At 63.0% G+C, this 26909-nt stretch carries 27 protein-coding genes; 17 read left to right on the top strand and 10 right to left on the bottom strand.

Annotated elements, in window-relative coordinates:
* Positions 1–110: 110 nt before the first annotated feature.
* From P3T20_RS30245 to P3T20_RS30235, 3 genes are all read right to left on the bottom strand, one after another.
* Complete coding sequence (locus P3T20_RS30245; RefSeq protein WP_074268247.1) at positions 111–971, bottom strand: transporter substrate-binding domain-containing protein; 861 nt, start codon at positions 969–971, stop codon at positions 111–113.
* A gap of 349 nt (positions 972–1320) precedes the next feature.
* Complete coding sequence (locus P3T20_RS30240) at positions 1321–1998, bottom strand: methyltransferase family protein (protein ID WP_429288696.1); 678 nt, start codon at positions 1996–1998, stop codon at positions 1321–1323.
* A gap of 47 nt (positions 1999–2045) precedes the next feature.
* Positions 2046–2867: an arylamine N-acetyltransferase family protein gene (locus tag P3T20_RS30235; RefSeq protein ID WP_429288695.1), complete on the bottom strand. Its 822-nt coding sequence runs from the start codon at positions 2865–2867 to the stop codon at positions 2046–2048.
* 437 nt (positions 2868–3304) lie between these two features.
* Here P3T20_RS30235 and P3T20_RS30230 point away from each other — a divergent pair, with 437 nt between their 5' ends.
* The 6 genes from P3T20_RS30230 (at position 3305) to P3T20_RS30205 (ending at position 11263) form a co-directional block, all read left to right on the top strand.
* Positions 3305–4831, top strand: a complete 1527-nt coding sequence (locus tag P3T20_RS30230) for a carbohydrate porin (protein WP_429288694.1) — start codon at positions 3305–3307, stop codon at positions 4829–4831.
* 78 nt (positions 4832–4909) lie between these two features.
* Complete coding sequence (locus P3T20_RS30225) at positions 4910–6076, top strand: hypothetical protein (RefSeq protein ID WP_074268243.1); 1167 nt, start codon at positions 4910–4912, stop codon at positions 6074–6076.
* 2 nt (positions 6077–6078) lie between these two features.
* Positions 6079–7377 (top strand): iron uptake transporter deferrochelatase/peroxidase subunit, encoded by a 1299-nt coding sequence (efeB, locus tag P3T20_RS30220; protein ID WP_074268242.1) that lies wholly within the window; start codon positions 6079–6081, stop codon positions 7375–7377.
* A 152-nt stretch (positions 7378–7529) separates the two neighbouring features.
* Positions 7530–8561, top strand: coding sequence for an iron ABC transporter substrate-binding protein (locus P3T20_RS30215; protein WP_074268241.1), 1032 nt, complete (start codon positions 7530–7532; stop codon positions 8559–8561).
* Positions 8562–10166: an ABC transporter permease gene (locus P3T20_RS30210; protein ID WP_074268240.1), complete on the top strand. Its 1605-nt coding sequence runs from the start codon at positions 8562–8564 to the stop codon at positions 10164–10166.
* Positions 10167–10204: 38 nt separating this feature from the next.
* Positions 10205–11263: an ABC transporter ATP-binding protein gene (locus P3T20_RS30205; protein ID WP_074268239.1), complete on the top strand. Its 1059-nt coding sequence runs from the start codon at positions 10205–10207 to the stop codon at positions 11261–11263.
* On the opposite strand, the gene P3T20_RS30200 is transcribed toward P3T20_RS30205, so the two are convergent.
* The gene (locus tag P3T20_RS30200) at positions 11248–12183 is read right to left on the bottom strand and encodes a LysR family transcriptional regulator (RefSeq protein ID WP_074268238.1); all 936 of its coding nucleotides are present in this window, start codon (positions 12181–12183) and stop codon (positions 11248–11250) included. The genes P3T20_RS30205 and P3T20_RS30200 overlap by 16 nt on opposite strands.
* A gap of 102 nt (positions 12184–12285) precedes the next feature.
* On the opposite strand from P3T20_RS30200, the gene P3T20_RS30195 reads away from it, so the two are divergent.
* Positions 12286–13209, top strand: coding sequence for a DMT family transporter (locus P3T20_RS30195; protein WP_074268237.1), 924 nt, complete (start codon positions 12286–12288; stop codon positions 13207–13209).
* Positions 13210–13246: 37 nt separating this feature from the next.
* On the opposite strand, the gene P3T20_RS30190 is transcribed toward P3T20_RS30195, so the two are convergent.
* The 3 genes from P3T20_RS30190 to P3T20_RS30180 form a co-directional block, all read right to left on the bottom strand.
* The gene (locus tag P3T20_RS30190; protein ID WP_143787690.1) at positions 13247–13552 is read right to left on the bottom strand and encodes a Txe/YoeB family addiction module toxin; all 306 of its coding nucleotides are present in this window, start codon (positions 13550–13552) and stop codon (positions 13247–13249) included.
* The gene (locus tag P3T20_RS30185) at positions 13509–13802 is read right to left on the bottom strand and encodes a type II toxin-antitoxin system Phd/YefM family antitoxin (protein ID WP_429288693.1); all 294 of its coding nucleotides are present in this window, start codon (positions 13800–13802) and stop codon (positions 13509–13511) included. The genes P3T20_RS30190 and P3T20_RS30185 overlap by 44 nt, the downstream gene beginning before the upstream one ends.
* 285 nt (positions 13803–14087) lie before the next feature.
* The gene (locus P3T20_RS30180; RefSeq protein ID WP_429288692.1) at positions 14088–15389 is read right to left on the bottom strand and encodes an MFS transporter; all 1302 of its coding nucleotides are present in this window, start codon (positions 15387–15389) and stop codon (positions 14088–14090) included.
* A 194-nt stretch (positions 15390–15583) separates the two neighbouring features.
* Here P3T20_RS30180 and P3T20_RS30175 point away from each other — a divergent pair, with 194 nt between their 5' ends.
* From P3T20_RS30175 to mdcH, 8 genes are read left to right on the top strand one after another with little or no spacing between them, the layout of a single operon-like run.
* Positions 15584–16363, top strand: a complete 780-nt coding sequence (locus tag P3T20_RS30175) for a GntR family transcriptional regulator (protein WP_429288691.1) — start codon at positions 15584–15586, stop codon at positions 16361–16363.
* 8 nt (positions 16364–16371) lie between these two features.
* On the top strand, positions 16372–18051 hold the full coding sequence (mdcA, locus tag P3T20_RS30170) for a malonate decarboxylase subunit alpha (RefSeq protein ID WP_429288690.1): 1680 nt from the start codon (positions 16372–16374) through the stop codon (positions 18049–18051).
* Positions 18052–18053: 2 nt separating this feature from the next.
* Positions 18054–19148 carry a triphosphoribosyl-dephospho-CoA synthase gene (locus P3T20_RS30165; RefSeq protein WP_429288689.1) on the top strand — a complete coding sequence of 365 codons (1095 nt, stop codon included), beginning with the start codon at positions 18054–18056 and terminating at the stop codon, positions 19146–19148.
* Positions 19136–19441 (top strand): malonate decarboxylase subunit delta, encoded by a 306-nt coding sequence (locus P3T20_RS30160; RefSeq protein WP_074268230.1) that lies wholly within the window; start codon positions 19136–19138, stop codon positions 19439–19441. Before P3T20_RS30165 ends, P3T20_RS30160 begins: the two co-directional genes overlap by 13 nt.
* Positions 19438–20322, top strand: a complete 885-nt coding sequence (locus tag P3T20_RS30155) for a biotin-independent malonate decarboxylase subunit beta (protein ID WP_074268229.1) — start codon at positions 19438–19440, stop codon at positions 20320–20322. Before P3T20_RS30160 ends, P3T20_RS30155 begins: the two co-directional genes overlap by 4 nt.
* On the top strand, positions 20319–21134 hold the full coding sequence (gene mdcE / locus P3T20_RS30150) for a biotin-independent malonate decarboxylase subunit gamma (RefSeq protein ID WP_074268228.1): 816 nt from the start codon (positions 20319–20321) through the stop codon (positions 21132–21134). The genes P3T20_RS30155 and mdcE overlap by 4 nt, the downstream gene beginning before the upstream one ends.
* Positions 21134–21880 carry a malonate decarboxylase holo-ACP synthase gene (locus P3T20_RS30145; protein ID WP_074268227.1) on the top strand — a complete coding sequence of 249 codons (747 nt, stop codon included), beginning with the start codon at positions 21134–21136 and terminating at the stop codon, positions 21878–21880. The genes mdcE and P3T20_RS30145 overlap by 1 nt, the downstream gene beginning before the upstream one ends.
* The gene (gene mdcH / locus P3T20_RS30140) at positions 21877–22824 is read left to right on the top strand and encodes a malonate decarboxylase subunit epsilon (protein WP_074268226.1); all 948 of its coding nucleotides are present in this window, start codon (positions 21877–21879) and stop codon (positions 22822–22824) included. Before P3T20_RS30145 ends, mdcH begins: the two co-directional genes overlap by 4 nt.
* Positions 22825–22925: 101 nt before the next feature.
* Here the strand turns inward: mdcH and P3T20_RS30135 are convergent, their stop codons facing one another.
* The 3 genes from P3T20_RS30135 to P3T20_RS30125 form a co-directional block, all read right to left on the bottom strand.
* The gene (locus tag P3T20_RS30135) at positions 22926–23246 is read right to left on the bottom strand and encodes a type II toxin-antitoxin system PemK/MazF family toxin (RefSeq protein ID WP_074268225.1); all 321 of its coding nucleotides are present in this window, start codon (positions 23244–23246) and stop codon (positions 22926–22928) included.
* Complete coding sequence (locus P3T20_RS30130) at positions 23240–23485, bottom strand: AbrB/MazE/SpoVT family DNA-binding domain-containing protein (RefSeq protein WP_074268224.1); 246 nt, start codon at positions 23483–23485, stop codon at positions 23240–23242. The genes P3T20_RS30135 and P3T20_RS30130 overlap by 7 nt, the downstream gene beginning before the upstream one ends.
* 127 nt (positions 23486–23612) lie before the next feature.
* The gene (locus P3T20_RS30125; RefSeq protein WP_429288688.1) at positions 23613–24545 is read right to left on the bottom strand and encodes a LysR family transcriptional regulator; all 933 of its coding nucleotides are present in this window, start codon (positions 24543–24545) and stop codon (positions 23613–23615) included.
* Positions 24546–24716: 171 nt separating this feature from the next.
* Between P3T20_RS30125 and P3T20_RS30120 the strand changes: the two genes are divergently transcribed.
* Together P3T20_RS30120 and P3T20_RS30115 are read left to right on the top strand one after the other, a co-directional pair.
* A complete protein-coding gene (locus P3T20_RS30120) occupies positions 24717–25490 on the top strand; it encodes a putative hydro-lyase (RefSeq protein WP_429288833.1) in 774 nt (257 codons plus the stop codon).
* A gap of 82 nt (positions 25491–25572) precedes the next feature.
* Entirely contained in the window at positions 25573–26868 is a 1296-nt protein-coding gene (locus tag P3T20_RS30115; protein ID WP_429288687.1) for an MFS transporter, read from the top strand.
* The last annotated feature ends 41 nt before the right edge of the window (positions 26869–26909 follow it).

The raw sequence follows: 26909 nt of genomic DNA, 5'->3' as shown, positions 1-26909 counted from the left end.
TCCTATCCGTTGTATCAGTCACGCTGCACGTGCCAACTTCACCGCACGTGCAGGCACGCGGTCACGGCTTCGTCCGCGAGGCGGCGTCGCCGCGCTCGCGCACTCGCCGCTCAAGGCGTGACGTCGGTCTTGAACCACTTCATGGAGAGCTTCTTCACGGTGCCGTCGGCGAGTGCCGCGGCGATTGCGGTGTCGAACTTCGCCCTCAGGTCGGCGTCCTGCTTGCGGAACGCGAGGCCTTCGCCCGGACCCCAGATCGGGCCGCCGATCTTCGGTCCGGCCATCACGATCGACGCAGTCTCTTTCTTGTCGACGTTGCCGGCGTAGTAGGTCACGTCGTCGAACGAGGCGTCGATACGGCCATTTGCGAGATCGAGGTCGCGCTCCGGCGAGGTCTTGTAGACGCGGATCGTGGCCACGTCCTTGAAGCCGTCGTTGATGAACTTGGTGTAGACCGTGCCGGACTGGATACCGATGGTCTTGCCCTTCAGTTCCTTACGCAACGCGTCGACGGTCGGCTGGTCGGTTTTCGGGTCGCCCGTCAGCTTGAGCACGGCGCTGGTCGGCCCGGACTTCGGCAACAGCTTGGTATCGGTCACGGCGAAGGTGGCCGGCGTGGCTGCATAAGGGCGCGAGAAGGCGATGATCTTTTCGCGTTCCGGCGTGATCGAGATGGCGTCCATCAACACATCGAACTTGCCTGCCTGCAGACCCGGAATCATGCCGTCCCAGTCCTGGGCGACCAGGTTGCATTGCAACTGGATGCGCGCGCACAGGTTCGCCACCAGTTCGGGCTCGAAGCCGCCCAGCTTGCCGCCGGGGAGCGTCAGATTCCACGGCGCGTAGCTGCCTTCCAGGGCGATGGTCACCGATTTCCAGTCTTTCGCCTGCACGGGCGCCGCGAGAATGGTCGCTGCGCCGAGGACGGCGCCAATCAATGCTTTAGCCAACGTAGTGCGCTTTACCTTCACGTCGAAACTCCTTTGATTGAGGGAACACCATCCAGCTAGCCGAGTGATCCATTCACCCGGCTGAATTGACTAGACAAGTCTGCATGAGTAAAAAAATCGTCGCAAGCAGAATCATGAAATTTTTCTCAAACCTTCGGGTAAGCCCTATAAAACAAGGCTAAAGGCGAATATTTAAAAGCCTGAAGGAGTTGAAAAGTACCCGTCAGACGCGCCGTCGCGGTGCATTTTGTCTAGACAGGTTCACCTGATGGCGCAAGATGTGCCGTGCTGGTGCACGGATGCGCCGACGTGACCCGAGCAGGAGATCTGACCGGGAGATGTGAGACCGAAGATGTGAACTGGGCGCCGGCTACCAGATATACGGCACGAACCGATAGCGCACGCGCGCCGCGTAGTCGGCATAGCCTTCGAGTTGCTCGGCGAGCATGCGCTCCTCCCGCACGGCGCGATAACCGATACCGGCAATCAGCAGCGGCACGCACAGGAGCCCCCACCACGACCCGAGCAGCAGCGGTGTACCAGCGAGGAACAGCAGCGCCGCCGCGTACATCGGATGCCGGACGTAGGCATAGGGGCCGGTATCGCTGACCGTGTGGCCGCGATCGGACTGAATCTTGACGACAGGCGCGGCGAAGCTGTTGGCGCGGAATACATAACGGCAGCCGTAGAGGCAGAGAAATATCCCGAGCGCGCCGATCACGCTCAGCCAGCCCGGCACAGCCGACCAGTGAAAACGCCCGGCGTCGAGGCCAATCAGGATCATCCAGCCGATCCAGATCGCGCCGGTGAACGCCATGAAAACGCGGTCCCAGCGGCTCTGTTGCCGCTGCACGATCGGCTTGAGCCGCTCGGCCAGCAACGCCGGATCGTGCCGGGCGAGCCACAGGCCGATCCACGTCCCGAGCACCGCCCATTCGAGCAGAAACCACCAGGCGCCGGCCCAATGCAACGTGCCCGCCGCGCCGAACAGCAGCCCCGCCATCACGACGGACGAAGCCACCATTTGAACCAGCAGTCGCATGATCATCGCATCAGGCTCCAGGATTGATCCTGCAAAGACGCGCCGATGTCGCGCTATTGCTCCCGCACCCGCTCGAAAAGACGCGGCGCGTCGATCTCGCCAGACATAAAGCCGAACCGCTCGACGAGGCACGCCGCAAGCTCCGCGGCGGACTCGAGCACCTGCTCGCTGACGACTTCGCCATTCGCACCGCGTTCGGTCAGACGCCGGTCGAACAGCGCAAGGCGGCCCTGCGGCAAGACCCGGCAGGCAATCAGATGATTGACGAACCTCGACTGCGGCCACGCCGACGTGTACCAGTTCGCCACCTCATAGTCGATCCACTCGGCGCGCTGCAGATCGAAGCGGTACGTCTTCGCCCAGGTATCGCCCAACTGCACTTCGAGGTCAAGCGCACCGTGCGACGCATCGGCGAGCCGGAACGTTTCCAGCGGCGTACCTTGCGGCATGCCCGCCTCGAGACGCAACGGCGCGGTCAGCGTCATGCTGCCGAAACCGACGTCGGCGAGCCATGCCGTGTCGTCGATATCGACGCGCGTCAGCATGTGCGTGCGAGCCGTGACCGCACCCGGCTCGCAGCCCCACAATACGCGCGCAATCAGCGGCGTCACGCGAAAGCCCAGTTGCATCAGCACATGGGCGAACAGCTTGTTCTGCTCGAAGCAATATCCGCCGCGCCGGCGCTCGAGCAGCTTGCTGACAATCACCGGCAGTTCGAGCGCGACCGTCCGGCCGCTAAACGAGTCGAGATTTTCGAATGGGATCGCAAGCGGATGCAGGCGGTGCAGTTCGCTCAGCACCGCGAGCGTCGGGGCACGCGGGCCCTGATAGCCAATACGGGCGAAATACAGATCGAGGTCGAGCGCGTTTGACATGAAAGTGAATCCTGGAACGGTTGGAACGACTGAAGCGGCCTGCGGGACGCGAATGTTACGGCTCGACGCGAACGGCGCCGCCAGACAGTTGTAACAGGTTGAGCTACGCATGCGACACGCCGCTGACAAGCGGTATGCACAACGAAACGCAGATCGAAATCAAAGGCCCCAAATAACATACAAAATAATTACGTTTAATTTACTTAAAAATAACAAAGCCTCAAATAAATTCCAGCAACCGTAAAGATACGAATTACACTGCAGTAATATTGTTGCGAATCGTTCTCATTTGTATTGACGCACCTATTCCGCATGCGTACGATCTCGGCATTGCTGTCTGAGGCGTCGCGACCCGCAGCGGCAATGCGCGGAAAGTCCGGCTATCGACACTCGCTGCAATTAGCCGGAACAGTCGATACAACACAATAAGGATTTCGATGAAGTTCGCCCAGCCCACCGGACTCGCGTCAAGCGTACGTCTGTTCAGGAATGCCACGCCGCGCGGTCGCGCCGCACGCTCGCCAGGTTTGCCCTCGATGCGTCGCATGGCACTTTACACGGCATTCGCATGGGCCTCTTTGACGGCCGCCACCGCGATGGCCGAGACCAACCCCGACGCCACGCCGAACGATGCGCCCGAAGCCGACCTGAGCATTCAGGCGAAGCCCGCGAGCCAATGGACCGGTGTATGGAACCGGGGCAACCTGCTCGGCGACATCGGCGGCCTGCGTCCCTGGCTCGGCAAGTACGGCATCACGTTCGCCCTCACCGAGACCAGCGAATACCTCTACAACGCGCGCGGCGGCCTGAACACCGGCGGCACCTATGACGGCCTGACCACGGCCACGGTCCAGGTCGATACGAAGAAGGCATTTGGTCTGCAGGGCGGCCTTTTCAACGTCAGCGCACTGAACATCCACGGTCAGAACCTGAGCGCGGACAATCTCGGCACACTGAACACCGCGAGCGGGATCGAAGCCCAGGACACGACGCGTCTGTGGGAGCTGTGGTACCAGCAGTCCTTCCTGAACAACAAGATGGACGTCAAGGTCGGGCAGCAGAGTCTCGACCAGGAATTCATCGGCAGCCAGAGCGCGGGCCTGTTCGTCAACACGATGTTCGGCTGGCCTGCCCTGCCGTCGTACGACTTGCCCTCGGGCGGCCCGGCGTATCCGCTTTCGGACCTCGGCGTGCGCGTGCGTGGCCAGCTTTCGCCGGCGGTGACCGCACTCGCGGGCGTGTTCGACGCCGATCCGCTCGGCAACAATCCGAACAACATCAGCGGCACGAATTTCAACCTGCACAACGGCGCACTCTATATCGGCGAACTGCAGTACGCGCTGAACCAGCCGGGCGATGGAGAAATGGTCAGCGCCGGTCACAGCGGCCTGCCCGGCAGCTACAAGATCGGCTTCTGGTACAACACCGAAAGCTTCGCCGACGAGTATTACGACACCACCGGCTTGTCGCTGGCTAACCCGAACTCGACGGGGATTGCCGCGCAGCATCGCGGCGACTACAGCTTCTACGCCGTGGCCGACCAGATGGTCTGGCGCCCCGATCCGGACGAGCCACGCGCCATCAATGTGTTTGCACGCGTGATGGGCGCGCCGGGCGACCGCAACCTCGTTAGCTTCGCGGCCAACCTCGGCGTGGTAATGAAGGATCCGCTTCCCGGCCGCGACAACGACACGGTGGGTCTCGCGCTGACGTACATCAAGGTCAGCAACAGCGTTGAAAATCTCGATCTGCAAAACCGCCTGTTCAGCGGCGGCCCGTACGGCGTGCGCACCCAGGAAACCACGCTGGAGGCGACCTATCAGTATCAGGTCAATCCGTGGTGGCAGATCCAGGCTGACGCGCAATACACGTTCAACGCCGGCGCCGGCCAGAATCCGGTGGATCCGACCCAGCCGCTGCGTAACACGCTGGTCGTCGGCGTGCGCACCAACATCACGTTCTGACCGCTTTCATAACCCAGACACTATGCTTTCGATCATGACCGCATTCAACGCTTTGTGCGCAGGCACGGAGGCTCAAGCATGAACTACCCCAGGCGCAAGTATTTGCCACGCGCTACGCGGGCACTGATGGCAGCAGCGGCGAGCGCCGTTGCGCTGGTCGCGGCCGGCACCGCGTACGCCGATCCGCAAGGATTCCTCGAGACGGTCCACAAGCACACTACGCTCATCAACACGGTGCCCGACAACGGCGACCAGAATCCGTACGCGATCGTGGTCGCGCCGGTTACGGCCGGCACGGTGAAAAAAGACGACGTGCTCGTCGACAATTTCAACAACTCGACCAACCTGCAGGGCACCGGCAGCACGATCGTCGATTACCACCCGGACACGAGGCAGATGTCGCTGTTCGCGGTGATTCCGCGCGACCTGAAGGAATGCCCGGGCGGCGTCGGTCTGTCGACGGCAATGACCATGCTGAAGTCGGGCTGGGTCATCGTCGGCAGCACGCCGAGCAATGACGGCACCACCGGCACCAAGGGCGCCGGCTGCCTGATCGTGCTGGATCCGCAAGGCAAGATCGTCTCGACGATCTCCAGCCCGAACATCAACGACCCCTGGGGCAACATGGCGGTTGTCGACAACGGCAATAGCGCCACCCTGTTCGTGAGTAACGCGGGCTTCGGCGTGGGTGCTGCAACCGCGGTCGGCCCGGACGGCGAACCGCCGGTGTTCAAGCAGGCGACGGTACTGCGTCTCGAACTCGATATTCCCGAAGGCAAGCCGCCGGTCGTGAAGAGCGAAACGGTAGTCGGCAGCGGCTTTGGCGCGCAGGCCGACAAGGGCGTGTTCCTGATCGGACCGACGGGCCTCGCGCTCTCGCCCGACCAGAAGCTGCTGTACGTCTCGGACGCTATCGGCAATCGTGTCAACGCAATCGAAGATCCGATGACGCGCGACACCAGCGCCGGTGTCGGCCGCCAGCTGACCGCCGACGGACTGCTGCACCGACCGCTCGCAATGGTCGTGGCGCCGAACAACCACCTGCTGGTGACGAACGCGCTGAACGGCCAGGTCGTCGAGATCGATCCCGCCACCGGCAAGCAGATCTACGCACGCTGGATCGACACCGACAAGGCGCAATCGCCCCCGGGTAACGGCGACCTGTTCGGCATCGTCATGACGCCGGCCGGCGATGGCTTTTACTACGTGCAAGACGACGTGAACACTTTGGTACTGGCGAAGTAATCATGGCCAACGATACAAATCCCCCCAAGCGGCCTGCCCGGCGCGGTTTTCTGAAAGCGGGGGGGGCGGCGGTCGCCGCAGGCGCAAGCCTGGGTGCGACCGGCGTCGCCCACGCCGCGCTCAACAAGTCGCAAGCGCCGCACGCCGCCGATCCGTACCTCGCGGTCGAACCGTTCTTCGGCGAGCATCAGAGCGGCATCGTCACGCCGCAGCAGGCGCATATCTACGTCGCAGCACTCGATCTCACCACGACCAAGCGCGAAGATGTGATTGCCCTGCTGCGCACGTGGACCGACTCGGCCGCGCGCATGACCCAAGGGCAACCCGCGGGCGCGCTGCCCGGCCCCGACGGCAAGGCCGCGCCGGATTCCGGCGACGTGCTCGGCCTCGGTGCGGCCGGCCTGACGGTGACCTTCGGCTTCGGCCCTGGACTCTTCACCTCGGGCGGCAAGGACCGATACGGCATCGCCGATCGGCGCCCTGCTGCGCTCGTCGATCTACCGCGCTTCAACGGCGACCAGCTGATTCCGGAAAAGACCGGCGGCGACCTGTTCATTCAGGCCTGTGCGAACGACGCGCAAGTAGCCTTCCATGCGGTGCGCCAACTGGTGCGCCAGTGCTACGGCGCGGCGACGATGCGCTGGGGGCAGGCCGGCTTCGTGTCGGGTCCGCGCGGCCAGACGCCGCGCAACCTGATGGGCTTCAAGGACGGCACCAACAACCCGTCTATCAAGAAGCCTGAGCTGATGAACCAGTTTGTCTGGGCTGACGGCAAGGATGCCGCATGGATGCAAGGCGGCTCGTATAGCGTCGTGCGCCGTATCCGAATCACGCTCGAACACTGGGACATGACGGAAGAGGATTTCCAGGAGCAGGTGTTCGGCCGTCACAAGTACAGCGGTGCGCCGATCGGCAAGAAGAACGAATTCGAGCCGCTCGATCTCGACGCCCAGGACAAGGACGGCAATCCGGTCATTCCGGAAAACTCGCACGTCCGCCTGTCGAACCAGGCCACCAACAACGGCGCGCAGATTCTGCGCCGCTCGTATTCGTACAACGACGGCTCGAATTTCTACATCGAGCGCTGGCCGCCATGGCGCCAGGAAACCGAGTACGACGCAGGCCTGATTTTTATCGCGTATCAGGGCGATCCACGTACCGGCTTCATCCCGATCAACGAGAAGCTCTCGAAGTTCGACATGATGAACCAGTTCACGACGCACGTCGGCAGCGCGGTGTTTGCCTGTCCGCCGGGAGCGAAGCCCGGTTCGTACATCGGCGCTGGGCTGTTCGAAACGTAAGCAGTGAAAGCCACACGCGGCTCTCATGAAGCAGATTTGGCTGGATGCGCGGGACCACCACTCGCGCCGCGACCGGCACCCGCAACGGTGTCGCTCGCGGCGCGCCGCGTATGAACAAAGATCAAATACCATCACAAAAGGAATTCTGAATCATGACTCATTCCTGGCTTGGCAACCGTGTCCGCGCAATCAGCGGCGCGGCGGCTCTTCTGTTGGCGACGTTGAGCGCAGCGCCGCTCGCCGCCCACGCTGAATCGATCACGCTCTATAGCGCGCAGCACGAGCAGGTGGTCAACGCGCTCGCGAAGGACTTCCAGAATCAATCCGGCATCTCCGTCAAGATCCGCACCGGCGAAGGCCCGGCACTGGCTGCCCAGCTCGTTGCAGAAGGCGCGGCGTCGCCGGCTGACGTGTACTTCACGGAAAACTCGCCCGAACTGATGCTGCTCGAGGAAAAGGGGCTGCTCGGCAAGGTCGATGCGTCGACCCTCGCGGCCGTGCCGGCACGCTTCGATTCGCCGACCGGCGTTTGGGTTGGCGTGACCGCACGCGAAAACGTGCTGGCTTACAACACGAACAAGGTTCAGCCGAGCCAGTTGCCGCAATCGCTGTTCGATCTGGCCAAGCCGGAATGGAAAGGCAAGGTCGGCATTGCCCCGAGCGACGGCGACTTCCTGCCGCTCGTGAGCGCCGTGATCGCGCTGAAGGGCGAAGCGCAGACGCTCGACTGGCTGAAGGGCCTGAAGGCCAACTCGCAGATCTTCGACGACGACGAAGGCGTGGTGGCGGCGGTGAATCGCGGCGCGGTTGCAACCGGCCTCATCAACAACTACTACTGGGCGCGTCTGCATGCCGAAATCGGCGACAAGTCCACCCGTAGCGCGCTTTATCACTTCACGAACGGCGACGCCGGTGCACTCGTCAACGTCTCGGGCGCAGCAGTGCTGAAGTCGGCGCACAACGCGGAAGGCGCGCAGAAGTTCCTGGCCTATCTGGTCAGCGAACGCGCTCAGGATCTGATGGCGAAGGGCCATGTCGACTTCGAGTACCCGTTGCATAACGGCGTGGCTCCGGACCCGATCCTCAAGCCGTTCAACGAACTGAGCCCGCCGACGCTGACCGTGCAGCAACTCGGCGACGACAGCCAGGCTGGCAAGCTGCTGCGCCAGGCCGGACTGCTGTAAATGAGCGACGCCGTGTCAGCCGCAGCGCCGGCTGTTGTCCCTGAACCGGCGCGTGCGCGCAAGCGCGCGCCTGGTGGTCTGTTTGCTGCTGCCGCGGTCAGTGCTCTGCTGGTGTTGTTGCCGCTCGCGTTCACCGTGTGGCGGGCGGCAAGTTTTGGCTTCGCCGAGGCGGCCGAACTGGTGTTCCGGCCGCTCGTCGGCGAGCTGCTTGTGAATACGTTGATGATCACGGTGTCGGCCACTTTGGCCTGCGCTGTGATCGGTACAGCTGCGGCCTGGTTTATCGAACGCACCCGCCTGCCCGGCCGCCGCTTCTGGGCCGTGGCGATGGCCGCGCCGCTCGCGATGCCGCCGTTCATCACGAGCTATGCGTGGGTATCGTTCAGTCTCGATCTGCAGGACTTCAACGGCGCGTTGCTGGTCATTACGTCCGCGTATTTTCCGCTGGTCTATCTGCCGGTCGCAGCTGCCTTGCGCAGCATGGACCCGGCTCTCGAAGAAAGCGCCCGCTCGCTCGGCTGTGGCCGCTGGAACACTTTCTTTCGCGTGATCCTGCCGCAACTGCGCCCTGCTCTGCTCGGCGGCATGCTGCTGGTCGCGCTCGGTGTGATGTCCGAATTCGGCGCGTTCACGCTGCTGCGTTTTCGCACCTTCACAACCGAGATCTACGCCGAATATCGCACGAGTTTCGACGGCCCCGGCGCATCGCTGCTGGCCTGTCTGCTGATCGTGATGTGTCTCGTTGTGCTGGCCTTCGAATTCCGCGTACGCGGGGCCGCGCGTTACGAACGCGTCGATCGCGGCACGCGCCGCGCGGTGCTGCGCTATGACCTCGGCTTCTGGCGCTGGCTGGTGGTTGCTGGCTTTACCGCGCTGACCGTCGCCACGCTCGGCGTGCCGCTCGGCATGATCGGCTACTGGCTCACGCAGCCCGGCGCCGCCGCTGTCACGCCGGCCGACGTCTCGCCCGAATTGCTGCTCGACTCGACGCTTTCGTCGCTCGGCTTCGGCCTCGGTGCGGCCGTCCTCACCACCCTGCTGATCGTGCCGCTGGCGTTCCTGCTGGTGCGCTATCCGGGACGCCTCGCCACGCTGTTCGAACGCACCGTGTTTCTGGCGCAGGGCATTCCCGGTCTCGTGATTGCGCTGGCAGTCGTCTCACTCGCCGTGCACGCGTTGCAGCCGCTGTACCAAAGCACCACGCTGCTGATCATCACTTATGCCATCCTGTTCCTGCCGCTCGCGCTGGTGAGTGTGCGCGCTGCGCTGATGCAGGCGCAACCGCGGCTCGAAGAGACGGCGCGTGCGCTCGGTCTCGGTTGGGGACAAACTCTGGTTCGCGTGCTATTGCCGCTGGCTGGGCCAGGTCTGGGTGCAGCGGCTTCGATGGTGTTCATCTCGGTGGTCACCGAACTCAACGCCACACTGCTACTCTCCCCCATCGGCACCCAGACGCTCGCCACCCAGGTCTGGTCCGACACATCGACCATGGCCTTCGCCGCTGCTGCGCCCTATGCGGCGCTGCTCACAGGCATTTCGCTGTGCGCCTCGGGCCTGCTGTTTGCGCTGCTCGGCCGCTCGGCGCTGCTTGGCGAACGCAGCTAAGACTGCGTGGAATCTACCGCTTTCCCCATCGGATTTTCATGAGCGACCTTCGTATCTGCGGCCTGCAAAAATCGTTCGACGGCAACCCGGTGCTGCACGGCATCGATCTGTCCGTCGAGCGCGGCACGCTGCTCGCCCTGCTCGGTCCGTCCGGCAGCGGCAAAACTACCTTGCTGCGCGTGTTGTGCGGCTTCGAACGCGCGGACCACGGTAGCGTGGAAATCGACGGCCGGCGGGTTGTCGGCGATGCGTTGCATGTGCCGTCGGAGCAGCGCCGCATCGGCTATGTGCCGCAGGAAGGCGCGCTGTTTCCGCATCTGTCGGTGGCGGACAATATCGTCTTCGGTCTGCCGCGCACGCAACGGCGCGTCCGGCATCGCGTCTCCGAACTGCTCGAGCTCGTGGGCCTGCCGGCGACGTTTGCCGACCGCGCGCCGCAGCAGCTTTCCGGTGGTCAGCAGCAACGGGTGGCGTTGGCGCGCGCGCTGGCGCCATCGCCGACGCTTGTGATGCTCGATGAACCGTTCTCCTCGCTCGATGCCGCCCTGCGCCTCGAAACGCGCCAGGCGGTGGCCAGCGCATTGGCCGCGGCCGGCGCCACTGCGGTGCTGGTGACGCACGATCAATCCGAGGCGCTCTCGTTGGGCCACGAAGTCGCAGTGCTGTGGCAAGGCAAGCTGATCCAGACCGATACGCCGGAGATGATCTACCGTCGTCCGGTGACGCGCGAACTCGCCTCGTTTATCGGCGAGGCGGTGTTGCTGCAGGGGGTTGCCGCCCGTGATCGCGTTACGTGTGAATTGGGTGAGTTGACGCTATCGGCGCCGGCACGGGACGGCGCTGTCGACGTGATGGTTCGCCCCGAACAGATCCGTCTGTGGCGCGCGAACGAAACCACGCCGGATGGGACCGCTTCGTTCGATGCCATCGTGCAGGACGTGACCTTCCAGGGACAGGATGCCGGCGTTGCGCTGCAGTTGCAGTCGGCGGCGCGGACGGTGGTGCGCGCCCGCGTGCCGGGCTACCGGACACCGCAACCGGGCGAGCGCGTGAGGCTCGCCATCGACGGCGACGTGACCGCCTACGCCCGCGCCTGAACGTCCGCCGCGCGGTCCTCGCGCGTCAAGGCAGATGGCGCAGCCACCGAGGCGCGAGACTGCGAGCGCACCGACAAATCCTGAATCATCTGCGCCGCGAGATAGTCGCAGGTCGGGCGGTCCGACTTGGCGCTGCGCGCCACCACGATTTCCAGCGGCTCGATCTTCGGCAGGCCATGCGCGTCGCCGAGGATGGCAAGACGTGTCGGCACGCTGCAGCGAGTCAGCGCGATGACTGCCAATCCGGCATCCACGGTCGCCACGAGGCCAAGCAGACTGGCGCTGCTGTATGCGGCACGGTAACGAATCCGCGCTTTATCGAGCGCAGCCAGTGTATGCGTACGGGCTACACAGCCCGGCTCGTATAAGCCCACCGGCAATGGTGAGGCCGCCAGCACCGGCGTATCTTCCGACGCCCCCACCCACACCATCGGCTCACTGCGCACAAATTCGCCGCGCAGTTTGCGATCGCGGGTGACGAATGCGAGGTCGATCTTGTTGTCGGCCAGCATCGGCGCGAGTGCCGTGCTTTGCGCGCAGACAATCTCGATCTCGACCTGCGGGTACAGATTCGAAAAGCGCCTGAGCACAGGCGACAACAACGACGACACGTAATCGTCTGGCGCCCCCAGCACGACCCGCCCAGTCACCTCGGGCCGTACGATCGCCGACCACGCTTCCTCATGCAGATCGATCACCCGCCGCGCGTATTCGAGCAGCGTGTGGCCTGGCCGCGTCAGCGCCAGGTTGCGGGTGTCACGCGTGAACAGCGTCGTGCCGAGCATGCTTTCGAGCCTTTTGATCTGCATGCTGACCGCCGCCTGCGAGCGATGCACGGTCGCCGCGGCCTTCGTGAAACTACCCGTCTCGACCACGGCGACGAAGGTACGCAACAGATCCACGTCGAATTCAGGGTTCATGATTTATAAGCCCGGCTTATCAGATTTCTCAATTTTATTCGTTTGTCGTTGCCTCGCAAGTCCCCGATACTCGACCAGGGTCTCGGTCACGGAGCGTTCTGCATGTCACTCACCTCGCGTCAACAAGGCGCCATCACCCTCGCCAGCGGTGGTTTGCTGATGGGGACGATCGGCATCTTCGTCGAGGAAGCGCGTCTCGATGCAATGACGATGGTGTTCTTTCGCTGCCTGTTCGGATCTCTCGCGCTAGCGGGTTATTGCGCGTGGAAGGGGTTTTTCAGGGCGCAGCAATTTACGCTGCGCATGGTGTTGCTCGCCGTGCTGTCCGGTGCGCTGATGGTGACCCAATGGGTCTGGTTCTTCGATGCCATTCACCGCACCAGCATCGCGGTCGCGACCGTGGTGTTTCATGTGCAGCCGTTCTGGGTCGTGCTGATGGGTGCGGCGCTTTTCAACGAGCGGCTCGGCGGCGACCGGCTCGGCTGGATCGCGACGGCGTTTGTCGGACTCGTGCTGGCTTCGGGCGTGGCCACCAGCGAAAACCTGCAAGGGCATGCCGGTTATCTGATCGGTGTGGGCGAAGCGCTGGCCGGTTCAGTGCTCTATGCAAGCGTGACGCTGATCGCCAAGAGTCTCGGTCAGTTGCGCCCGCATCTGCTGACGCTCGCTCAGTGTCTGGTTGGTGTGGTTTGCCTGGCGTTTATTGCGCCGCTGCATTCGGTGGCCCATATCGAGCCCAAGCAATGGTTCTGGCTCGTCGGCATGGGCGTGCTGCATACCGGGCTGTCGTATGTGCTGATTTACGGCGCGCTGCCCAAGCTGACCACGCCGATCATCGCGGTACTACTGTTTGTTTATCCGCTAACCGCGATCGTCGTGGATGCGGTTGTTTATGGGCGGGCGCTGTCGCCATTGCAACTGGCCGGGATGGCGTTGATTGTGACGGCGAGCCTTGGCGTCAATCTTGGGTGGCCGCTCGTGTCGATTTTGCGGCGTGGGGTAAGGGCGAGTCGTTCGACGGATTGAGACGAAAGAACCGGGCGGCGCGGCGCCCGGATTCCATTCAATCGTCGTAGTGAAAACGGCAGGCGGCGACGTAGATCAATCCGTCCTGCGGCATATAGACCAGGCGATCAGCAAGGCTCACGCGGCGTGACCAGAAACCCGTCAGATTGCCAACCAGGGGCTCCGGCTTGCCCGCGCCCTTGAAAGGGTCACGCCGGCATTCTTCAAGCAGTTCGTTGACCTTCCGCAATACCTTGGGGTCGACTCTCTGCCAATGCAAATAGTCTTCCCAAGCTTCATCCGTAAAGACAAAAACACTATCAGACCTCACGGTCTCCTTGTTTCGGGCTTTCTGTTTGCTCATCTGTTAGCAGTGTGCGCGGCGTACCCTTGCGTGCATTGATCTGGGCGACAGAACGTACAAGCCGTTCGGCATTCTTCGGAGAGCTCAGCAGATACAGGGTTTCCTGCATGGCGCTGAAGTCCTCGAGCGAAACCATCACCACATGTTCGCCACTTTGCCGGGTTATCAGCATAGGCGTGTGGTCGCGGCAGACGTCGTCCATCGCTTGCTTAAAGCCAGCACGGGCCTCGCTGTAAGTAAGGGTGTTCATGGCTTATCCGGCCCGAAGGCGTGCCTCCGGCCGCTCCTGATAAAAAAGTTAGCGGTATTTCCTGCGGCGAACAAAGCCCGGCGGCAAAGCGAGCAAGTCCACTGACGAGCGCGAATCGGAAACTCCCGACCCGGAGTTCATTGTACAGAAATCCGTACAACACCTCAAGCATACGGCCAAAGATGTTGCACGCCCGCTAACAATCAGAAGCATGCCGTGTATCACGGCCAGGCACCACCTGGCCGATTGGCTATCGACGTGCGCAGGACAGCTTTCCGCTGCTTCTCACTGCGGCAAAACTTCCCCTTTCGTCTCCGGCGCAAACGGGATGATGAAGAGCCCGATAACAAACGCCACCGCGGTCAGCGCGACCGGAATACCGAGCGTATGCATATGCAGCACCGCCGCGCCCAGCAGGAAGTTCACACCCGCCCCGACAAACCGTCCGAACGACGTACAAAACGCAAACGCCGTGGCCCGCACACGCGTTTCGAACTGCTCCGGCAGCCACAGGCTGAACAGCGCAAAGTTGCCGCCGAAGAACCCCAGCACACACAACCACGCGATAAACGGCACCAGTCCGTTAGGCATATAAAACGACCACCCAAAGCTGCCCGCGATTGCCACCGCCATCCCGGCGAAGTAAATCGCCAGAGTCTTTTTACGCCCGATCCGTTCCGCTAGCGGCGGCAGCGCAAGACACCCGAGAACCGTCGAAATAGACAGCAACCCAGTTGCGATCGACGCCGTGCGGATCGCATCCGGCTTACCCATTCCTGCGCGCGTCGCCAGCTGGATCACTGCCGACGGCTCATACACCGCGCCCGCCCACAGACCGATAATCGCAATCGTCAACAACGCGCAGGCAACCCACGTGCGGCGCCGGTACACGGGACCGAGAATCTCGCGCAATGGCCTGCTACGCACGGCTTGCGGCTCCGCCTTCTGCCATTTTTCCGGCTCCTTCACACGCAGCAAGATCAGGATTGCGACGACCACCGGCACTGCCCCGGTCAGGAACATCGCGCGCCAGCCGTAGTGAACCCCGACCGTGTAATTGAGCGCCGCAGCCAGAAAGAAGCCGGCGTAGTAACCGGTTTGCAGGTAGCCCGCCCCCATCTTGCGACGGTCCTCCGGCCACGCCTCGGCCACATAGGTGCCAGCCAGCGCCCATTCGCCGCCGATCCCCACGCCCGCGATAAACCGGAAGATGGCCAGCTCCCAGACGTTCTGCGAGAGCGCCGAAAGTCCCGTAAAAATTGCAAACGTGAAGATCGTACCGGCCAGCACCTTGGTACGGCCAAAGCGGTCGGCGAGCGGCCCCCAGATAAACGATAGCCCCCAGCCGATCAGAAACAGCGCAAACAGGATCGACCCGGCGAGCCCGACGTTGGCTGGTGTCGCGGCATAGCCCGAGCGCGGCAACAGTTCGGTGAGCGCGGGGGTGAGAACCAGCGCGTAGATGAACGAATCCATCCCGTCCAGCGTCCAGCCCGCCCATGCGCCCCAGAACCCTGCGATCTGCGAGCGGTTTAGTGGCGTGCGATGCCGCGCGACACGCGCGCGGTCCGAGATTGAATTCATCATGCTCCTCCGATACTACGGTTGGATTGCCAATTGCCTATTCTTAACAACGGGTTAGCGTGCGTGCGGCGACTACATGGGCTTTTGCCAGACAGCCCCTGACACTTTCTGAACGCGGTCCCTTCAGTCCGCTTGCTTCTCGGACCCTGGATTTCCCTCGTGCAAAACGCGTCATTTCATATATAATATTTGAACTTATGAACGATGCAACCGATGGTTTTCCCCTGGACAGCGCTGCGCGCGTCCCCTTTCTGCCCGTAGCGGCCACGCCGCGGGCCAGCACGTCACGCGTGATCGCAGACGCTTTGCGTACGGCGATCGTCGAAGGCACGCTGGCCCCCGGCGCCCCCTTGCGGCAGGACGCCATTGCCCGCCATTTCTCGGTCAGCGCAATTCCCGTGCGCGAAGCGCTGCGTCAACTGGAAGGCGAAGGCTGGGCGAAGGTAACCGTCCACAAAGGGGCGACGGTCGCGCCGCTGTCGGCGGACGAAGCCCGCGAAATCTACGAGATCCGCTCGGCGCTCGAGAGTCTCGCCGTCGGCCTCGCCATTCCGCACCACACTGCTGCAACGCTGCGTGAGTCGGAAAAGCTGTGCCGCGCTGCGGAGAAAGAGATGGATCCGGCGCTCTATGTGACCCGCAACGAGGAGTTTCATATGAGCCTCTACGCGCCGGCCGCACGACCGCAACTCGAGGAAATGATTGCCACGCTGCATCGGCGCGGCGAACGTTATTTGCGGCTCAAATTCGGACTACCGCTGTACAAGGACGAGTCCGATCGCGAACACGCGGAAATACTCGACGCGGTGCGCCGCGCCGACATCCCCGCTGCACGCTCGCTGTTGACCGCGCATCTGCTCGGCACCGGCGAGTTGCTCTACCGTTTCCTGACCGAACGCGCGCAGGCCGAAGCCGCGCAAGCCAACGGCCGCAAGCCGCGCGCGAGACGCGCGCGCACTCCAACTTCCGGGAGCTGAATCCGCCGATGAATCCACAAGCCCAACCATCCCCCCGCTCGGCCGCCGCACCGGCAGCACGGTCCTGGACCACCATGCGCGACGAGAAAGCGCGCCGCCTCGCCGCCATTGCGCCGTGGCTCGAAGACGGCGTGTTGCGCAGCGAGCGCATCGTCGATGCGCTGGAAACGCTGATCCGCCCAGGCGACCGCGTTGCGCTGGAAGGCGACAACCAGAAGCAGGCCGATTTTCTGTCGCGCTCGTTCGCGAAGGTGGATCCGCAAAAGGTCCGCGACGTCCATCTGCTGATTTCGAGCATCAGCCGGCCCGAGCATCTGACACTGTTCGAGCGCGGCATCGCGCACAAGGTCGACTTCGCCTTCGCGGGGCCGCAGAGCCTGCGCGTCGCGCAACTGCTGGAAGACGGCCAGCTCGAAATCGGCGCGATCCACACCTACGTCGAGCTGTACGCACGGATGTTCGTGGAGCTGACGCCGAACGTTGCGCTGTTGTGCGCAGAAAAAGCGGACCGTCACGGCAATCTCTACACCGGGGCGAACACCGAAGACACGCCCACCATCGCAGAAGCCGCGGCGTTCCGGCACGGCATCGTGATTGTTCAGGTGAACGAAATCGTGGATGAATTGCCACGCGTCGACATTCCCGGCTCGTGGGTCGACGTGGTCGTGCAGGCCGACCGGCCCTTCGCAGTTGAGCCGCTGTTTACGCGCGATCCGCGCCACATCGGCGACCTGCAGGTGCTGACCGCGATGATGGTAATTCGCGGCATCTACGAAGCGTATGGCGTGACCGCACTCAATCACGGCATCGGCTTCGACACGGCGGCCATCGAACTGTTGTTGCCCACCTATGGCGAGTCGCTCGGGCTGAAGGGCAAGATTTGCCGCAACTGGACACTCAATCCCCATCCCACCTTGATTCCGGCCATCGAATCCGGCTGGGTCGAAAGCGTGCATTGCTTTGGTAGCGAAGTGGGCATGGAGCAGTACATCGAGGCGCGCCCCGACGTGTTCTTCACCGGACGCGACGGCAGTCTGCGTTCGAACCGCGTGTTGTGCCAGTTGGCGGGGCAATACGGCGTCGACCTGTTTATCGGCTCCACGCTGCAGATCGACGCGGATGCGAATTCGTCGACGGTCACGCGTGGGCGGCTCGCTGGTTTTGGCGGCGCCCCTAACATGGGACACGATCCGCGCGGACGGCGTCATTCGAGCGAAGCGTGGCTCAAGCTTCTCAAGGATCAAGGGCCGGTCTCGCGCGGTCAGAAGCTGGTCGTGCAGCTTGCCGAGACGTACAAGAAAGGCGGCGAGCCGACCTTCGTCGATGAGCTCGATGCGGTTGCAGTCGGCGCGAAGAGCGGCATGCCTATCGCCCCAGTGATGATCTACGGCGACGACGTCAGCCACGTGGTCACCGAGGAAGGCATCGCCCACTTGCACAAGGCCGAAGGGATCGACGAACGGCGCGCGGCACTTGCTGCAGTAGCCGGCGTCACGCCAATCGGCTTGCGCGCGAAGCCGGAAAAAACCGCGGAGCTGCGCCGGCGCGGCATCGTCGCGTATCCCGAGGATCTCGGCATCCGCCGCGGTGAAGCGAAGCGCTCGCTACTGGCCGCGCGCAGCATCGACGATCTGGTGACATGGTCGGGCGGTCTGTATGTGCCGCCGGCGCAATTCCGGAGCTGGTAATCATGGCTACGCCTGCGGTAATGCCGGTGACGGCGGCGCGAATCTCGAGCGATTCTGGCCGGCTTCTGTCCGGGACTGAAGCGTCGCCGGTCGGTACGCGCACAACACGCGCGACGGCGCCATCACTCCGTACACCGGAAAGTGTTTCAGGCAGCTTTGAGGCCGACGCACTGTTGGCGCAGCTAGCCGTCACTGCGCTGATCGAAGAGGCGCAACTGACGCCCAAGCCCGCGCTGGTGGATCAGCGCGGCAGCGGCGCGCACCGCGATCTCGATCTGGACATCATGCTGCGCTCCGCTCATGCACTCGAGCCGACTTTCGTTGCGCTTGCGCGCGCCGCGCGGCACAGCGTGCCATCCGCTACCTTGCGCGCAGAATTGGCGCAGATCGGCCGCGCTGGAGAACGCGAGATGATGCGGGCCACCGGCGGCAGCAATGCGCATCGTGGCGCCATCTGGATCGTCGGACTGCTGGTTGCGGGCGCAGCACTTGCGCAACGCGACGCGCAAGCCGCTACAAACCATGCGAGCGATTCAATTCATTCGAACTCCGAAGGTCACTGCCACGCACACGCGCCCGCAGCGACCCGGGTCTCGCACGCGGTAAAAGTCTGCAAGCTTGCCGCGCAGATTGCCTGCTTTCCCGATCGCTTCGCTGCAGTTGCCGATAGCAACGGCGAGCGTGCGCGCCAACGCTACCAGGTGGGCGGTGCTCGTCGCGAAGCGCAGGATGGCTTTCCACACGTCATGGCAATCGGTCTTCCGGCGCTGCTGGCGGCCCGTGCTAATGGCGTGAGCGAAGAATCAGCGCGGCTTGACGCACTGCTCACGATCATGACCTCGCTCGACGACACCTGCCTGTTGCATCGCGCCGGCCTGCCCGGATTGCGCGCCGGCCAGCAAGGCGCGCGGCGGGTGCTCGAACTCGGCGGCAGCGCCAGCGTCGCGGGTCGGGCCGCGCTTTATGAGCTCGACCGCGCGCTGCTCACGCTCAATGCATCCCCCGGCGGCGCAGCCGATCTGCTCGCCGCCACCCTTTTCATCGACAAGCTGGTGCATCACAGCACCGGCGGGAGCCAATCCTCATGGAAAATCTGACCTTCGATTATCCGGCGCAACGCGCCGTGACGGCCCGCGCGCACGTCGGCGTAGTCGGCTCAGGCGACCTCGAAGTGCTGTTGTCGCCAGCCTCCGCAATGACTGCGCACGTGATCGTGCGCACCAGCGTCGACGGCTACGGACATATCTGGAAGAGCGTGCTCGACCGCTTCTTCACGCGCTACGACGGCGCTGCGCAGATCGAGATCAACGACTTCGGCGCGACGCCCGGCGTGGTGGCGTTGCGGCTCGCCGAAGCGGTCGAAGAAGCAGAACAGGGAGGTGAAGCATGAGCACCGTTGCCACTCCTCAAGCAGCGCCCGTGCTGCACGACAGCTTCATCGAACTGTCCGCACGCGAGCGCGCCCGTGCGTTGCTCGACGCCGGCACGTTTCGCGAACTGCTAGGACCGTTCGACCGGATCGAGTCGCCGTGGCTGCCGCTGCAAGGCATCGTCTGCCAGGCCGACGACGGCTGTGTGATCGCACGCGGTACGATCGACGGCGAACCCGCCGTGGTGGCCGCGATCGAGTCGGCGTTTCAAGGCGGCAGCATCGGCGAGGTGTCAGGCAGCAAGATCGCCGCGGCGCTCGAACTCGCGTTGCGTGACTGCGAACGCGGCAAACCGGTGCGCCCCGTGGTGCTGTTCGAAACCGGCGGCGTGCGCCTGCAGGAAGCCAATCTGGGCCTCGCCGTGATCGCCGAGATGCAGGCGGCGATCGTCGCGCTGCGCCGGCATGTGCCGGTGGTCGGCGTCATCACGGGGATGGTGGGTTGCTTCGGCGGCATGTCGCTCGCAGCCGCGCTGTGCTCCTATCTGGTCGTCACGAAGCAAGGACGGCTTGGGATGAACGGACCCGAAGTGATCGAGCAGGAAGCCGGTATCGAGGAACTCGATTCCAGCGACCGCCGTCATGTGTGGCAGTTGATCGGCGGCGAGCAGCGGGCTTTGACGGGCTTCGCAGATGCGCTCGTCGAGGATGACCCCGATGCCGTGCGCGCCGCCGTGCAGCGCGCCTTCGAACTGGGCGTACCGGCCGCGCATCGTAGCGAACAGGTCGACACCTATCTCGCGCGGCTCGCGGAGGTCGATCCGGCCAACGTCACCCCCGAAACCATGCGGACCGTGTTTCATGCGAACACCGCAATTCAGTCCTCGAAGGAGGAAGCGTGAACGATACCTCACTGACCCGCGGGGCCCGCTGGTTCCGGGCGCTCGCTGGCGAACCGTCCAGCCCCGCTCCGGTGTGGGGCGGCACCGCTGCGCTCGGCAACGAAACCGCGCACTTTTTTGCCGTGGTGCCCGACCCGCAGAACCGCTTTCCGCGTGCTACCGATAACGTCGTCGGCCTCGAACAAGGTTGGAAGCTCGCCCGCGCGGTGCGCAAGGCGATCGCCGACGATGCGCAAAGCGGCACGCGCCGGCCTATCGTCGCGATCGTCGATGTCAAGAGCCAGGCCTATGGCTACCGGGAAGAGACGCTGGGGCTTCATCTTGCCTGTGCGTCGGCGGTCGATGCTTACGCATCGGCACGCGACGCCGGTCATCCTGTGGTCGCGCTGATTGTCGGACCGGCCATGTCGGGCGCGTTCCTCGCGCATGGCTACCAGGCCAACCGGATCGTCGCACTCGATGCGCCCGGCACGATGGTGCACGCGATGGGCAAGGAAGCGGCTGCCCGCGTCACGCGCCGTACGGTCGAAGCCCTCGAAGCATTGGGCGAAACGATCGTGCCGATGTCGTATTCGATGGCTTCGTTCGCCAAACTCGGTCTGCTTGACGAACTGATCAAAGGCGTCGACGCCGATACGCCGAGCGACGCGCAGATCGATCAGGTGCGTCAGGTGCTGAGCAATTCGATCCGTAGCGCGCGCGACGACGTCCGCGGTCTGTCGCACAGACTGCAATCGGACGCTGCGAAGCAGAACCGTGCGGCTTCGATTGAAGTGCGGCGGCGGCTGACGGAACAGTGGGACGCAGCGTAATGCGGACGTGCGCGGCACCGCCGTTTGATACTGCGTTTGCCGCGCAGGTTGGTGCGGCGGCCTCTGGCGGGGTGGATGGCGCCACTGCACGACACCCTTCCGATACGCGCTGGCGGCCACACGACCTGCTGCGCCTGCGACGTTTGCCCTCATACGATGGCGAACCGGACTGGGTTCGCGCCGCTTTCGCGCACGCGCCTTTTGCGGTGGTCAGACGCGCGTCGGCCGCGCCCGGTTTCATCGCGGTTGGAATGCGCGGTAACGGTCGCGCGCAACGGTACGGTACATGGGCGCAGGCCGATGATATCGAGGCCGTGATCGCCCCCGAAGATCTCCTGGGTGCGAGTTCCCAGCTTGATATGGAACGTCTTGCGCTACCCGCGTTCGCGATGCTTTACAGCGTGCGTGACGAAGCGCAATCGTTTCGCGCATTCTCCTGGGGACCCACCGGAAGCGCAGGCTTCGAGCTTGCTACCGGCACGCCCACTGTCACAGCTACGAGCGATCTCGACCTGTTGATCCGTACGGCACAGAAACTCTCCCGCGAGCGTGCCGCGCAACTGCTGAGCGAACTCGAATCGTTCGCGCGGCACGCTGGAATACGCGTCGATGTCCAGTTGGAAACTCCCTCGGGCGGAATTGCTCTCGCGGAGTGGGCAGCCGGCAAGGCACGTGTGATGGTGCGCCATGCTCAGGGGCCGCGGTTGGTTAGCGATCCGTGGGCGGTGCCGCCTCCGCAAGCATGACGCTCGCCTATCAGTTCCCCGGCCAAGGTGCGCAATCGGCAGGCTTCCTGCATCGATTGCCGCAGCACCCTGTCGTCACCGCGACGATCGATGAAGCTTCACAGGTGCTAGGCATCGACGTGCTAACGCTCGACACACCCGACGCGCTACGCTCCACCGTGGCGGTTCAGGTGGGACTCGTAGTGGCAGGCGTTGCCGCCTCTCGCGTGCTGGCCGACGCACAATTGTCCCCCGATATCAGCGCCGGTCTTTCCGTAGGCGCTTATGCCGCAGCGGTCAGTTGCGGCGCGCTTGCGTTTCCCGATGCGCTGCGCATGGTTCACAAGCGAGCCGAGTTGATGGAGACCGCCTATCCGTCAGGCTACGGACTCGCCGCTATCTCCGGTCTGACCGAACGGCAATTGGAAACTCTCGCAGCAAATCAGACGAAGGACGGCCTGCCGCAGGTCTATATTGGCAATGTCAATGCGCCCAGACAGATCGTTATGGCTGGCGCGGACGCCGCACTCGATGCCCTGATTGAACGCGCACTTGCCGCCGGTGCGCGCAAAGCAACACGTCTGGCGGTGAGCGTTCCTTCGCATTGCGAATTGCTCGGGGAAGCCGCCGATGCATTGGTCGACTACGCACGGAATGTGCCGTTTCAGGCACCAAAAAGTGTCTACGTGGGCAATCGAGGTGGCCGGCCGTTGCATACCGCGGAGGCAATCCGCGACGATCTCGCGACGAATATGCGTTACACCGTGCGCTGGTTCGACGCGCTGACGGTGATGCTTGAAATGGGTGCGCAGGTGGTGGTTGAAGCTCCGCCCGGTCAGGTGTTAACTGACATTGTTCGTGAACAGTGGCCGCAAGCGAAGGCGATCGCTTTGAGCAGTATTTCGCCGGACCAGTGGGTGGCGACCGTGCGTCGACGCGTTACGTCTGTCTCGGGCGCACGTTAAACGAAACTGCTGCAGCAGCTCGTCACAGCGCGGACGCGAAAGATTGCAACACGTCAAGAGCAGCTATGTCCGTTGCAACGCTGCACTACCCTAGCGCCGTCTCACTCAGCGAAGATTTCCTGCAGCGTCGACAGCGCGTTGGACAACGCGAGATCCGATACAGCCCCTGCCTTTTTTATCAACCGCGTCTTGTCGACCGTTCGGATCTGGTCAAGCAGAATCAAACCCTTCTTGCGCAAGAAAGTCAGCGGCACGCGAAACGGCGCTGCTTTGCCCGCGGTGGTCATGGGCGCAACGATGACGGTGCGCAAATGATCGTGCAACTCCGGTGGCGAGACGACAACGCACGGTCGCGTTTTCTGAATCTCACTGCCTATCGTAGGATCGAGCGCGACCAGCCAGACTTCGCCGCGCGCTACCACACAAGCCCCGCGTCGTCCGCGTTCGGAAACTCACCCATCACGAGCTCGTCGCTCCCGGCGGCCGCCACCGACCGGCTTGCCTCTGCCCAACCCGCACGGGCGCTCTGCGGGCGCCGCAACACTAATGTGTTCCCTTCTATTTGCATATCCACTTCGTCCTCCAGTCCCAATTGGGTCAAGATAGGTTTCGGAATCAGTACGCCATGGGAGTTGCCCATTCTGCGGATTGTCGTCTTCATGGCGTCACCTGAACTGAAGTGAAATGCTACGGGGTAAACTGATGAAAGTAAACACAATGTAATTACATGATAGCACGGCAAATGGCATAGGCCAAAACGCACTACCATGCGCCCATGGCGCGCTACGTTAGCGTCGCTGGATCAACTGCCGCCCCATCGTATTGGCGTATGCGTCGCACGCGTTACGCGCTACCCGCGCTGCCGCCAGCACGCCCACGGCAGCATCGTCGCGATAACACATAGCCACGACGATAGGCGGAGGCAGCGGGCGCACCTGAAGCTCTCCAAGCTCTCCACTTTGCAGCAAAGGTTCGACAAACAGTGCCGGCACTGCTGCCACGCCATAGCCGTCTCGCAGCAACTGCACGATGACGGCCACCGAAGGCATGCACGTGACGTTGGTTTCTTCCAGCGGCACGCCCGCCCGTCGCGCCAATGCACTGACGATGCCCTCGACCGCAATCTGCGGCGCAGTGCCCCGGCCAAAAGTCAGCACTGGTTTGCGCAGCACGGTTTGAACATGCTTCGTGCGGCTTGCCGGGATCAGGTCGCGCCTCGCGATCCAACGCACTGGATAGCTCGCCAGCGCGGTCGAAATCACAGAGGGGTCGCCGTCGCCCTCCACTTGCAACACCAGATCAAGTTCTCCGGCCCGCAACCGGGGCGCCAGCACCGCACTCACGTCGACGGTCAGGTCGACCACGATGCCGCTGTGTTCGTCGTTCAGCATGCGCACATAGTCAGGCAGCCAGCTATGCACGACCGTTTCGATCACACCAAGGCGCAGTCGCGTTGCGATTTGCGCGTCGTCCTGTGCGGCGAGTTGCAGCGAACGCGTCGCCTGCACGACAGAACGCGCGTGAGTGAGCAGCCGCTCGCCGTCAGGCGTCAATTGGAACTCTGTAGCGCTACGCTCGATCAACTCGACGCCTAATTCGGCCTCGAGTGTCTTGATGCGCAATGAGATCGCAGCGGGTGTCGCGTGCATCGCAGTGGCCGTGGCGCGAAAACTGCCAAGGCGCGCGAGCGTCAGAAAGGTTTCCACAAAACGTGTATTCACGGCAGCATCTCGGGCGGAAAGCGAGGAAATAGCGGAAGAGAATGGCACGAAGTCCCTTCTCCACCGTTAAGTTTAATTTAACGAAAAGCAAAAAAATCTCGCTAGAGGGATATTTTCGGCGCGACTACTCTAGTTCGCATCCGTTATCCGAAGCGAGCTTTGTTTATGACCATCACCCCGTCCGAATTCCGCCAGCAGGTGCGTAGCCGCCGCATCTGCGGGCCGACTGCCGGCTATTGCGGCGATTTTGCGCAAGCCAATCTCGCGATCCTGCCGCGTCAATATGCAGACGATTTCCTGCGGTTCTGCACATTCAATCCAAAAGCGTGTCCATTGCTCGGTATGGGCGAACCCGGCGAATGGCGCGTGCCTGCGCTCGGTGCCGATCTCGACGTCCGCAATGACGTGCCGGCCTTCTACGTCTACCGTCACGGCGAACGCGCCGAGGAAGTGCGCAGCCTGAACGAACTGTGGCGCGACGACCTGGTGGTGTTTGCGATTGGCTGTTCGTTTTCGTTCGAGGAAATGCTCAAGCGCGAAGGCATCGGGTTGCGACATATCGAGCAGAAACGCAATGTGCCGATGTACCGCACCAGCGAAGCGAATGTGCCGGCCGGTGTGTTCGGCGGTCGCCGCGTGGTGTCGATGCGTCCGATGAAGGCTGCCGACGCGATTCGCGCCATCCAGATCACGAGCCGTTTTCCAGGCGTGCATGGGGCACCGGTGCATCTGGGCGATCCGTCATTGATCGGTATCCGCGATCTGTCGCAACCGGATTTCGGCGATGCAGTCGATATCCACAGCGACGAGTTGCCGGTGTTCTGGGCCTGCGGTGTGACACCACAGGCGGCCATTGAAAGCGCACGTTTGCCGTTCGCGATCGCACACAAACCAGGCCACATGCTGATCACCGATATCCCCAACGCACGGCTCGCCATTCTCTGAGCGTGCGCTGCGCCAGCGTCTTCTCATTCAATACAAGCCCGCGCAACCAGACACGGCACTGACTACGATCCGGAGGTTAAGCATGGAAAGCAAAGCGCCGTTGACGGCCGAGACTGGCCATTACGATGAACGCACCAAAGGTCCGTTCTCGTGGTATCGAACGATCTCCGCGAGCGAGAAGCGCGCGTTCTGGAGCTGCAAGATCGGCTACGTGCTCGATGCCATGGATACGCAGTTTCTGAGCTTCGTGATTCCTACGTTGATCGCAAGCTGGGGTATTACGCGCGGCGCGGCAGGTCTGATCGGCACGGTGACGTTGCTCAGTTCGGCGATCGGTGGCTGGGCGGCAGGCGTGTTGTCGGACCGCATCGGAAGGGTCAAGACGCTGCAAATCACAATCCTCTGGTTTGCGATCTTTACTTTGGCGTGTGCGCTGGCGCAGAATTTCTCGCAGCTATTGTGGGCGCGCGGCCTGATGGGGCTCGGCTTCGGCGGCGAATGGACAGCGGGAGCGGTGCTGATCGGCGAAGTAATCCGGCCACGCGACCGCGGCAAGGCGGTCGGCCTCGTGCAGGCCGGCTGGGCAATCGGCTGGGGACTGTCCACCTTGCTCTTCACGCTGGTGTTCTCGCTTGTCCCCGCGGACTACGCCTGGCGCGTCCTGTTTGCGATTGGTATTGCGCCGGCGCCGTTTGTCATCTGGATTCGCCGCTTCGTCGAGGAGCCGGAGGTGCATCGGCAACAGAAGCAGATCGAAGCCAATGCACAGTCGCGGCCGTCCCTGCTCGACATCTTTCGTGCGGACATCGTCTGGACTACTTTGCGTGCTTCGATCCTTGCAACAGGCGTACAAGGGGGCTACTACGCTGTAACGACCTGGCTGCCGACGTATCTGAAGACCGAACGCCATCTGAGCGTGATCGGCACCGGCAGTTATCTGGGCGTCGTGATCGCCGGCTCCTATTGCGGGTATCTGGCGGGCGCGTATATCAGTGATGCGATCGGCCGCAAGCGGGCTTTTATCGCCTTCGCGCTGGCTTCGGTGGGCATCGCCTTGATGTACACACGCCTGCCACTCGACAACCTCTCCATGCTGGCGCTCGGCTTCCCGTTGGGCTTCTGCGCGTCCGGGATTTTTTCCGGCATGGGGGCGTTTCTGACCGAGCTCTTTCCGACCAGGATCCGCGGCTCGGGGCAAGGCTTCTGCTACAACTTTGGGCGAGCGGTCGGCGCGACGTTTCCGTTTTTGATCGGCTATGTGTCGCAGAGCATGACGCTCGGGCACGCTATCGGAGTGTTTGCGGCCGCCGCTTACGGGGTGGTGATTCTTGCTGCGCTCACGTTGCCTGAAACCAGGGGGCGTCAACTGCAGTCTTGAGATTTCTCGCGCTCATTTGTGTCCCAACTAGCAACGGCTCG

It is taken from the genome of Paraburkholderia sp. GAS206C, from assembly GCF_050435645.1.
Lineage (GTDB): Bacteria > Pseudomonadota > Gammaproteobacteria > Burkholderiales > Burkholderiaceae > Paraburkholderia > Paraburkholderia phenazinium_B.
Note: the sequence above shows the minus strand (reverse complement) of the source record. Positions and strands in the feature narration are given on the sequence as shown.